11 protein-coding genes are annotated in these 10,613 nt (G+C 56.7%); 4 read left to right on the top strand and 7 right to left on the bottom strand.

The window, feature by feature from the left end; translation table 11 throughout:
* Positions 1-100 precede the first annotated feature (100 nt).
* The 6 genes from rplO to rpsH are packed head-to-tail and all read right to left on the bottom strand — an operon-like array spanning position 101 to position 2,744.
* Positions 101-547 (bottom strand): 50S ribosomal protein L15, encoded by a 447-nt coding sequence (gene rplO, locus ABRP87_RS10685; protein WP_349868750.1) that lies wholly within the window; start codon positions 545-547, stop codon positions 101-103.
* A gap of 3 nt (positions 548-550) precedes the next feature.
* On the bottom strand, positions 551-736 hold the full coding sequence (gene rpmD / locus ABRP87_RS10680) for a 50S ribosomal protein L30 (protein WP_005276997.1): 186 nt from the start codon (positions 734-736) through the stop codon (positions 551-553).
* A gap of 3 nt (positions 737-739) precedes the next feature.
* Entirely contained in the window at positions 740-1,363 is a 624-nt protein-coding gene (gene rpsE, locus ABRP87_RS10675; RefSeq protein ID WP_349868749.1) for a 30S ribosomal protein S5, read from the bottom strand.
* Positions 1,364-1,403: 40 nt separating this feature from the next.
* Positions 1,404-1,805, bottom strand: coding sequence for a 50S ribosomal protein L18 (rplR, locus tag ABRP87_RS10670; RefSeq protein ID WP_023025204.1), 402 nt, complete (start codon positions 1,803-1,805; stop codon positions 1,404-1,406).
* A 3-nt stretch (positions 1,806-1,808) separates the two neighbouring features.
* Entirely contained in the window at positions 1,809-2,345 is a 537-nt protein-coding gene (gene rplF / locus ABRP87_RS10665; RefSeq protein ID WP_023025203.1) for a 50S ribosomal protein L6, read from the bottom strand.
* 15 nt (positions 2,346-2,360) lie between these two features.
* Entirely contained in the window at positions 2,361-2,744 is a 384-nt protein-coding gene (rpsH, locus tag ABRP87_RS10660; RefSeq protein WP_005276990.1) for a 30S ribosomal protein S8, read from the bottom strand.
* Between the two features lie 354 nt (positions 2,745-3,098).
* Here rpsH and ABRP87_RS10655 point away from each other — a divergent pair, with 354 nt between their 5' ends.
* Both ABRP87_RS10655 and fdhD read left to right on the top strand, forming a co-directional pair.
* On the top strand, positions 3,099-3,347 hold the full coding sequence (locus ABRP87_RS10655; protein ID WP_005276987.1) for a DUF6457 domain-containing protein: 249 nt from the start codon (positions 3,099-3,101) through the stop codon (positions 3,345-3,347).
* Positions 3,347-4,165, top strand: a complete 819-nt coding sequence (gene fdhD, locus ABRP87_RS10650; protein WP_349868747.1) for a formate dehydrogenase accessory sulfurtransferase FdhD — start codon at positions 3,347-3,349, stop codon at positions 4,163-4,165. Before ABRP87_RS10655 ends, fdhD begins: the two co-directional genes overlap by 1 nt.
* On the opposite strand, the gene ABRP87_RS10645 is transcribed toward fdhD, so the two are convergent.
* The gene (locus ABRP87_RS10645; protein ID WP_023025201.1) at positions 4,162-4,947 is read right to left on the bottom strand and encodes a formate/nitrite transporter family protein; all 786 of its coding nucleotides are present in this window, start codon (positions 4,945-4,947) and stop codon (positions 4,162-4,164) included. The genes fdhD and ABRP87_RS10645 overlap by 4 nt on opposite strands.
* A 638-nt stretch (positions 4,948-5,585) precedes the next feature.
* On the opposite strand from ABRP87_RS10645, the gene ABRP87_RS10640 reads away from it, so the two are divergent.
* Positions 5,586-6,083, top strand: a complete 498-nt coding sequence (locus tag ABRP87_RS10640; protein WP_349868744.1) for a sortase domain-bontaining protein — start codon at positions 5,586-5,588, stop codon at positions 6,081-6,083.
* Positions 6,084-6,316: 233 nt separating this feature from the next.
* On the top strand, positions 6,317-9,733 hold the full coding sequence (locus ABRP87_RS10635; protein ID WP_349868742.1) for a choice-of-anchor M domain-containing protein: 3,417 nt from the start codon (positions 6,317-6,319) through the stop codon (positions 9,731-9,733).
* The last annotated feature ends 880 nt before the right edge of the window (positions 9,734-10,613 follow it).

The raw sequence follows: 10,613 nt of genomic DNA, 5'->3' as shown, positions 1-10,613 counted from the left end.
AACATAGCCCGCCCACTCGGGTGGACAGGCTATGAATCTTCGGTGCCCTGGGGTGGAACTGCTAACAACGTAATGGGGTGTAGCTATTCTCTAGTCCAGATTATTTGGTGTTGGCGGAACCGCCAGCAGCCTCAATCTTTTCTACAGCGGACTTGGAGAACTTGTCTGCGGTGACGTTCAACTTAACGTTGATGTCGCCGCTGCCCAGAACCTTGACCGGCTGGTTAGCGCGGACGAGGCCAGCAGCTACGATGTCAGCGACGGTGATGTCGCCGCCATCGGCAAACTTCTCGGCCAAGTCAGCCACGTTAACAACCTGGTACTCAACGTGGTTCGGGTTCTTGAATCCCTTGAGCTTAGGCAGACGCATGTGGATGGGCATCTGTCCACCCTCGAAAGCAGCGGGAACCTGCTTACGAGCGCCGGTACCCTTGGTACCGCGACCAGCGGTCTTACCCTTGGATGCCTCACCGCGGCCGACGCGGGTCTTGGGCTTATTTGCTCCTGCGGTTGGGCGCAGGTCGTGCAGCTTGATGATATCAGCCATGGTTTACTCCCCTGCCACTTCTTCGACGGTGACCAGGTGGCGAACCTTGTGAACCATACCGCGGATGATCGGGGTGTCCTGCTTAACTACGGACTGACCGATGCGCTTGAGGCCCAGAGCCTCAATGTTTTTGCGGTGGTTCGGCTTGGTGCCCACCAGGCCCTTTACCTGTGTAATCTTCAGAGCCATTGTTTATGCCTCCTGACCTGCGCGCTTGCGCAGCATACGGGCCGGGGTGACCTCTTCGAGGGACTTGCCACGGCGTGCGGCAACCTCTTCGGGGCGAACCAGCTGCTTGAGGCCGTCCACGGTAGCGCGGACGACGATGAGTGCATTGTCGGAGCCCAGGGACTTCGACAGAATGTCCTGCACGCCAGCGCATTCGAGCACTGGACGAGCAGCACCGCCGGCGATGACACCAGTACCAGGAGCGGCGGGCTTCATCATGACGATGCCCGCTGCGTCGCGACCCTCGACCGGGTGGGTGATGGTGCCGGCAACCATAGGTACGCGGAAGAAGTTCTTGCGAGCCTCTTCTGCACCCTTCTGGATTGCAGCCGGAACTTCCTTAGCCTTGCCGTAGCCAACGCCTACCTGACCCTGGCCGTCACCAACGACGACGAGAGCGGTGAAGGACATGTTGCGGCCGCCCTTAACGGTCTTGGAGACGCGGTTGATGGTCACAACGCGCTCGATGTACTTATCGCGCTCGTTGTCCTGCTGGTTACGACGATCGTTGCGACGGCCGTTGCCGCCGCGGTTGTTCTTGTTGTTCTCGGCGGAGCGTCCGCCGTCACGCTGTTCACGGTCCGACATTACGCGATCCTTCCGTTGATGTTTCCGTTGACGATGATCATTAGAACTTCAGACCACCTTCACGTGCGGCGTCTGCCAGCGCAGCGACGCGGCCGTGGTACTTGTAGCCTGCGCGGTCAAAGACGACCTGCTCAATGCCAGCGGCCTTGGCGCGCTCAGCAATCAGTTCGCCCACCTTGGCAGCCTTTGCCTTCTTATCGCCCTCGAATGCACGGATGTCCGCTTCCATGGAGGATGCAGAAACCAGGGTGTGGCCTGCCAAGTCATCGATGACCTGGACGTGCATGTGGCGCGAAGAGCGGTGCAGGACCAAGCGCGGGGACTCAGGGGTGCCACGCAGGGTCTTACGGATACGGAAGTGGCGGCGTGCGCGTGCTTCGCGACGACGAGAAGAAATGTCCTTGCCGACTGGAGTGCGCTTCGTGTTTTCAGTGTTTGCCATTGCTTACTTACCCGTCTTTCCGACCTTGCGACGGATCTGCTCGCCTTCGTAGCGAATACCCTTGCCCTTATAAGGATCGTCCTTACGCAGGCGACGGATATTAGCGGCGATCTGTCCGACTAGTTGCTTGTCAATACCGGTAATGGACAGCTTGGTGTTGCCGTCCACTGCGAAGGTGATTCCCTCCGGAGCCTTGATGAGGACCGGGTGGGAATAGCCCAGGCTGAATTCCAGGTCCTGGCCCTTTTGCTGCACACGGTAGCCGACACCAAAGATTTCCATCTTGATGGTGAAGCCCTCGGTCACGCCGATGACGGCGCTGTTGAGCAGCGAGCGGGACAGGCCGTGCAGTGCACGGTGCTTGCGGTGATCATCAGGGCGGGAAACGGTCAAGATGCCGTCTTCCACGTTGATGGTGATCGGATCCGGAACGTTTACGCTCTGGGTACCCTTAGGGCCCTTGACCTCAACGTCTTGGCCGTTGATGTTGATTTCGACGCCGTTTGGTACGGCGATCGGTGCTAGACCGACTCGAGACATGTGTCAAACCTCCCTTTACCAGACGTAGGCGAGAACTTCTCCGCCTACGCCCTTCTCCTCAGCCTGACGGTCAGTCAGCACACCGTGGGACGTGGAAATGATAGCCACGCCCAGGCCGCCCAAGACCTGTGGCAGTTCGGTGGACTTTGCATACACACGCAGACCCGGCTTAGACACGCGACGCAGACCAGACAGAGAACGCTCGCGGTTGTTGTACTTCAGCTCGAGGGACAGGGTGTGACCCTCAACGGTGTAGTCAGCGATGTAGCCTTCCTGCTTCAAGATGTCAGCAATGTTTGCCTTCAACTTGGAGGTAGGCATCGACACGACGTCGTGGTGTGCGTTACTTGCGTTACGCACACGCGACAGCATGTCGGCAATAGGATCAGTCATAGTCATATGAGTGACCGTGTACCTTTCTCGTTGCGGTTCCCGTGCTCACCAAAGCGTTTTCCGTGTGATTTCGGGCTACTCACGCTCCTCACGGTCAATACCGCAAGGCGCTCGCCACCCTTTGATTCAGACAACGGTCCGCTATAAACGGCGAGGGGCCTACAACAAAGTTGATGTTCAATTCTTTTTCGGCTCTGCGTTTTGCCAGTTCAGCACGCAAAACCCGCAGGGCTTTGCGCGTGCACCGGTTGTAGCGCAGGCACGCGGGAACACTTTACGCCATATCCTGCGGTTTTCCAAATAAATCCGCTGCATTCATTACAGTCGGATGCAGCGCCACATAATTGAGGAGTAGTTGAGATGAGTACCGAGAACGAAGATCCGATCCGCACCGCCCACCAATGGCTTGAAGAAGCCGCACGGCTATTAAACCTCGAGCCCCACGAGGCCACGGCGCTGACCCGGGAACTGCTGGATTTAACCAAGGACGTGGCCCATACCCAATCGCGGCCGGCAGCACCGTTGACGGCGTTCGTGGTGGGGTTGGCATCGGCAAGCACGGCAGAAGCCAAGGTAAATATCGAAACCCTCAAGGAGGCGCTGAAGTAATGGCTGGACGTAAGAATGCCACGTTTGCTGTCGCGAAGGTCCGTCTGGGCGAGCACGCGCAGGTAGATACCCGCGCCGATACCGTCGCCGGCGAGGAGCCGCTTGAGATTCGCGTAGGCGGGCAGACCATCACCACCACCATGCGCACCCCGGGCCACGACATCGAATTGGCGCACGGTTTCCTCCACTCCGAGGGGCATATCGCCGCGCTTTCCGATGTCACCACTGCCCGCTACTGCGCCGGTGCCACCGTCGAGGGCATGAATACCTATAACCTGCTGGACATAGACTTGGTGAAGAATACGCCGTTGGACTTAAGCGATCTCCGCTTGACCACGACGACGTCCGCCTGCGGGGTATGCGGCACCTCGTCTATTGAGGCGCTGGCAAAGAAGTCGCGCTACCCCATTCCCCAGATCCCCGTGGACCCACAGCTGGTGGTCCAGCTGCCGGAGAAGCTGCGCGCCGCCCAAAAGGAATTCCGCAAAACCGGCGGAATCCACGCCGCCGGCGCGTTTACCCTCGAGGGTGAGCCGGTGGTCATCCGGGAGGACATCGGCAGGCACAACGCCGCTGATAAGGTCATTGGCAATCTGCTCATGGAAGAGCGCCTGCCCGCTGATGACCTCATTTTGGTCATGAGCTCGCGCGCCAGTTTCGAGCTGGTCCAAAAAACCGCCATGGCAGGTTTTGGCATGCTCGTTGCCGTCAGCGCCGCTTCCTCCCTTGCCGTAGAGACCGCGCGCGAGACCGGCATGGCACTGGTTGGCTTTGCCCGCGCCGATCGCTTTAATCTTTATTCGGGCACGCTGGCCTAGTCGCGGTAGTCTTCCGGCCCATTATTGAGCCAGGCGTACACGCCACCGATGAGCAGGCCGCCGCCGATGAAGTTGCCTATCCACACCAGCGTCCAGTTGAGAGCAACATTGCCAATTGTCAGTGCGGCCGGCAGTGGATCGCTGCCGAAGAAGGTAAGCGCAAAGAGGCAGAAATTGGCAATTACGTGCTCCAAACCCAGGCCCACGAAGATACCGATGATCGGGACGATAACAAAGAACTTCGACACAACGTCCTTGGCAAAGACCGCGCTAACGATGCCCATATTGACCACGAAGTTTGCGGCCATGCCCTCCACGAGCATTCCCTGCGGGGATTTGGTCAGCTTGCCTTCAGAGATGGTGACCAACAGGTGCGAGGGATCCATATTCGCGAGCTTGGCGGACATGCCGATGACGGCGGCAAAGATGATGGCGCCGACTAGGTTAAAGATCGTGGTAATAAGCAGTACGTAGAAGGCCTTGCCCCAGGACAGGTGCTTCTGTATCGCCCCGTAGACCATGTACATCATATTGCCGGTGGCCAGCTCAGCGCCGAGGATAACGATGGCAAATAGGCCCAAGCCGAAGAACAGGGCAAATGCCACAGACCCCAGGCCCGGGGCAACGCCTTCTACCGCTTGGCCTACGACGCCGGCAAACACGGTACCGATGCACAAGTAGACACCGGCGAGGATTGCGCGGACAGAAAATCGTGCAAATGATTGATCGAGCAGGGCGGCCTTTTTCAGGGATGCGCCCTTGGCAGCTTCGTTGAGAGACACCGTTTCTTATTTTCCTTATTTAGCTTTACTTATACGGACAAGAGAACCACGGATTATCGTAGCGGTTAGCGCAACCGCTGCCTCGATAAGCCGGAAAAGAAAATTATTACTCTAAGCTGGACTCACACCCATCCCTATTGTCCCTAGTTTCCTCGGAGGTCGCAGTGGAGCACCAAGACCACCCACGGAGGAAGGGATCTCACTTATCCGCAGCGCAACCGCGCCACACTACATCCTTAAATCACAACACTCCAGGCCATGCTTCTAGCGGTGCTGATAAATATTCCCGGCCCAAAGGTGGATCTGGCCGGCACCATTCCACAGAGCGCGATTGGCGGAAAGCAGAGCATCACGCGCGTCACATCCAAAGCCGTTACCCGAATCGCAGGATAAAAGAGACCTCAGTTCCAAGGCACCGAAAAGCCCCTTCTTCCCCTTGGGATCGCTTTAAAGGCGCATGGGCGTCCTCCGGAGTTCTTCGAGTCTCAGGCGGCATCGTTGCAACGATCCTCGTCATCAGCACGATCGATCGCAGCATCAATACGACCGAGCAAAGCATAAGCCCACCCAAAGGGTTAGAAACCAACGAGGCCCCTGGGGAAACATCTCCCGTAATCGAACCGTCGGCGGCACTAGAAATGTATATCCCTGCCATCGACGTCCATGCGCAATTTGAGGATGGCACGTGCCGCGTAGTCGATGGCGCCATAAACCCTGACACCATGGATAAGGCTTGCACTTATACTGCCGATGACCGCCCCTACTCCCTGCCGGGAACAAATGCCGACGATATCGTCGTTATCGCTGGGCACACCGGCGCCGGCGTGCCTGCCGTATTCAATAAGCTTTACGATGGCGCTGCCAACGAGCACAAGGTCAGCATCGGCGACAAGCTGTACGTACGCACCAAGAATTCCGACCAGAACTGGCTCACCTACACCGCAACCGATCTTCACGATCCCGATAAACAAGGCCTAGCCGGGGACTCAAGCGTATGGGGAGACGAGGCGATGCCAGGCAGGCTGCTGACCATTAGCTGCATTCAACCCGCTAACCCCCTCAAGGCAGCCGTTCGCAATGCCGTCGTGGGATGGCAATTCGAGGGCACCACCCACACCGCAGACGACAAATCTTAACCGCTCAGCAGCACTGCGGTCACTCGCCCGTCTTCCGCTTATCCGCTCCTTTTCCTCAGCTTTACACAGTCCCCGCTTCCGCAACCGGAGGTGGGGACTTTCTATATCTTCTTTCCCAGCTCGCGGGCAAAGGTTCACTATTTTCAACAACGCTAACGATAACGGTTTGCAATAGTGTAGTATTCGTCGCAACCTATATAAAAGTTCACTGCACCTAACCTTGAGAGAACCTTATGCCGTTGCGCACCTCACTACCGCGCCTTGCCACCATAGTCGTGGCCTTGGCGCTCGCGTTATTCCACGCTCCCTTCGCCCTCGCTGAGGACGCCCCACTTGTCCGCACCCAAACGCACGTAGATTCCCCGCACGCGGTGTGGAAGGACGGAAACTTCAAACTCATGTCCAATAGTGCGGGCCTAGTCCCCATCGAGGACACGATCAACTGGGTCAGCCACGGCCGCGTCGATGGCGGCCTAGGAGCCTATGCCTGGCGCGTTCCCGATGACCCGCGCTTCGAGTTTCTCAATGCCGAGAAAAACCAGCTCATGTACTACGGCGGCCCCGCAGTAGGCTTCCCGAAAAACACCATGCCCATCTGGGCTGGGTTCGGTGCCGCCGCGGATCTTCCCACCGATCAATTCCGCGATAAATCCTTCAACATGGAAATCGTTGATTTTAAGGGCCCCGGCCGCATGGAGCTGTTTACCTACAGCGACGAGAACTATCCTCTGAACCGCCTCTGGTCCTCCCACGACCCGGGATTCCGTACCACCTGGGTCAATGCAGGCACGCACACGCATAACGCCACGACGTTTACCCGTCCTGGCCACTACGAAGTAACCTACCGCGCTTCGGCTCGAAAGAAGGATGGCACTTTCATCCACTCCGAGCCACAAACCTTGGTCTGGCAGGTAGGCGGAACCAACCCCGCCGAGCGCACGATCACCGACCTTGATACCGCCTTTAATGACGCCAAGTCTGAATACTCAGGCTCCGAAGGGGCCGAGTCCAACGCTCCTATATTTAAGATGGCTCCCTCCAAAGCCGATACAAAGGGCGCGAAGCAAGGCATCCTCACCACGCTCTCCCTCGATACCGGCAATGCCAAAGACTCCGGCCGCGCCGTATTCACCATCAACGGCCACTACCTTGCCGAACGCAAGGTAGAAGGCGGTAAGGCTTCGTGGGATGAAATGATTGGTGATGAAGAATCCAACTTCCAAGCCATCTTTATCCCCGACAATGATTCCCCAAGCCCTCGCTGGGTATCCGAACCCGTAAAGTTCTGGACCAGCACCGATGGGGAAAAGGACGATGAAGATGCCGAAGCTTATACAACGAAAAGCGGCGAGCTTCCTACCCCAGAGATGGAAGAGATAGAGCCGTTTGAGACCGATCCCCTTGAGATCACGAGCTCTGATGTCACCGTTTCCACCAGTAAAGTGTACGGCGAGGGCGACCGTAATATCGACATCACCGTAGCTCCCGAGGATGACCGCACCACGGTGCGCGTTACCGGCGGCTTCTACAAAGTAGATGGCGAACCGATGACCAGCCTGCCGCAGAACGCTATTGCAGATTGCGAAATCGGCTTTACTTCCGGGCCGGGGCAAAGAACGAGCAGGCAACTCATCGACAGTTGTAAGCAACCCGGATACCAACTCATGCTGCGCATCGTTCCTGACTCCCGCTCCGATGCCGCCGGCGCCTCGCTATTTAGCCATACTCACAAGGATGCTTATGAGCCGATCACTGAGACCACCGTCTCGTTCGCTGAGGCTTCTGACTCCACGGATTCACAGGACCCAGAAGGATCGGAGAAGCCAGAAGACTCCGACGCCCCAGAGAAGCCGCAGGATTCGGAAGAATCAGAAGGCTCTGCCCCATCCAAGAATCCCTCGCCTTCCAAGACCTCGAAGCCTTCTGTTCCCAAGATCCCCTCACCCAAGCCGCAGAACCCGAAGGATAAAGACACCCCGCACAAGGAGCTCAATCTGCACCGGGGTCACGTAGATATCGCCCCGATCCACGAAGATCGTGAGCTGCACCTAGGCATCAAGGACGAGACGAACCTGTACCACATTGGTGCAATCTGGCGTAAGCCTTCCGATGTCTCTTTCACCGTTCCAAAGCAGGTCAAGTCCACTTTGAACAAAGACATTCCGCACTTTGGAAAGAAAGGCAGCGCTGCCTACGTCCTGCCAGAGACACAGCGCACCGGTGTAGTCTGGCCTGGGCTCAGCACTGAGGATGCTTACAAGGACACCAAGAAGAATTACACCTTGACCTTCACCCCCGTCAGCGCCCCGAAGGACGGCGAATGGTTGGCATACCAGGCTGATCAGACCGGGCTGGACCAGCGCCTTGCCGGCAGCGATGGCACGCATTCCTACACCACCGAAACCGCAGAACACATGCACCTCAACTGGGCATTCAACAAACCCGGTACGTATGAAGTTGGTGTCACGGTCGCAGAAAAAGACGGTAAGCCTGCGAAAAAGGCTGTTCTGCGCTTCAAGGTAGCTACCGAGGATTCATCATCTGCTGCCCCACCCACTACTGGGAACGACAGTGCCACTGAAGGCGACTCCAACGGCACGGAAAGCACCACACCGTCGAAGGAACCAAGCCCAGAGACAACGGAACCTGCTCCCAGCGCAGAACCGTCTAAGAAGCGCGAGATTACCAAGGGCCACATCGACTTCGGGCCAAAGGTTGTGGACAACAAGCTCGGCTTCTATGTCAACGAAGACGACCAACACAACGTGCCTGAAGACGTAGCGCTGCGCATTCACGATGCCCGCCGCGTGACGGTCGCTGACTCCCTGGCTAAGACGCTGTCTTTTACCGGAATGGTAAAGACTGGCTCAACGATCTACCACCTACCATTGCAACAGGACCACGACGCTGTGTGGCCGGGGTGGGACACGATCAAGGTGGGGCAAGACTACCGTGACGCCGCGATCGAAGTTCGCCCTAAGTCGGCGCCTACGGACGGAAAATGGTGGGCCGGCCACACTGCCTCCCTAAACACGCCGGCACGCACCTTAGCCGATAGCAACGGCACCCATACGATCAAAGGCGTTGAGGATGGTCCTTTCCATGTCCACGCGCACTGGATTTTTACCGAACCAGGCCGCTACGAAATGGACATGCGCACCGTCAACAACGACGGCGACAAACTCACCGACTGGCACACCGTGACCTTCCTCGTGGGCGATTCAACCACCCAGCCCGGTGGAAAGGACACCGACAAAGAAAGAGATGAGGAAAACAACAAGCCCGCAGACTCCTCGAAGGTTAAGCAGCCAGGCGCTACCAAGCCAGATAACGGCTCGAATAGCACCGGCTCTAATAAGCCGGGGTCCGATAAGTCCAAGGCAACTAACTCATCTGGATCGAATGCGGGCGCTAAGGCATCCATGGGAAATGGCGCTGGGAAGTCGGACGGCTCCACCAAGTCCACTACTGCTAAGGGCGCAGGCAGTGGCTCTGGTCCAAGCTCCAGATCCGGCGGAGGCTCTTCCAGCTCCCACAACGGCGCACTAACCTCTACGGGTGCCAATATCGGTTGGGTTCTCGTGCTCGCCGCACTCTTTATTGTCGGCGGCATAGTACTGGTGAAAAAGCGGTCTAAAGGCAGTCAGTAGCCCTTAAGCTCCGGGGTTCGTTGACCGCCCAACCGCAACGAACTCTCACCGAGGAACTGCTCCACGACCTTAGAACCCAAGAAGCATCAACCCCTAACGCAGAGCTCAGCCCCGAGCATGGTCGATTACTAGCTCGGGCCGGGCTCATTTTGCGTTTTAAAGTGGTTTTTACGCACCAAGCCTTTAATCTCTGCCCGAATAGGTTGGAAGCTAACCTGGACTGCTGCATTCAGCATGTTAAACATAGTTCAATGGAATATGCCGGGTATCTACCTACCTTCCTGATTCATTCCTTTTAACAAAGAAAAACTATGCATAATAAATTTAGCTAACTGTTTACGGGTTCTTGGGAAAGTCAGTGGAAATTGAGCCCGTATGCAGTGATGACCCAAATAAGTGATAGAATAGACTGACCACTAAGAGAAATTGGGTCTATGCCGATCACCGTGATGACCTGAGCTATTTATAACCAATGGATGGACGAAGGCTCCCCCGTGAGAAATGTGATTAGCTTTGTTTAGTCGTATATCGAAATCTGTTTTACTTCCTTTAATCATTCTTGTATCCACTTCTCTAGCGGGATTTTTCTGGGGAGAATTAAGGGCTTTTCCTCTTGCTATGGCGGTAATATACATGACCCTGTACAACGCCTCTATACGTAGAGATTTTTGCCCAAGATCGGAATCTGGGGTATTTATCGTCGGGTTTGCACTATCCATTTTTGGTGGATGGGCCTGACCCCCGGAAAGTGGACACGTCGGGGGTTAGCTATGCTGCTTTAGTCAGTGTAGCTGAAGTCTCGGCTTCAAAGACATCAGGCGCTACAAGATTGCACCAGGAGTGCCGCCGGCGCGTGTTGTAGCGCATGCACCACCGGAAG

It is taken from the genome of Corynebacterium sp. KPL2830 (assembly GCF_040225635.1).
Taxonomy (GTDB): Bacteria; Actinomycetota; Actinomycetes; order Mycobacteriales; family Mycobacteriaceae; genus Corynebacterium.
The sequence above is the reverse complement of the archived record's forward strand: the minus strand, read 5'-3'. Positions and strand labels throughout refer to the sequence as shown.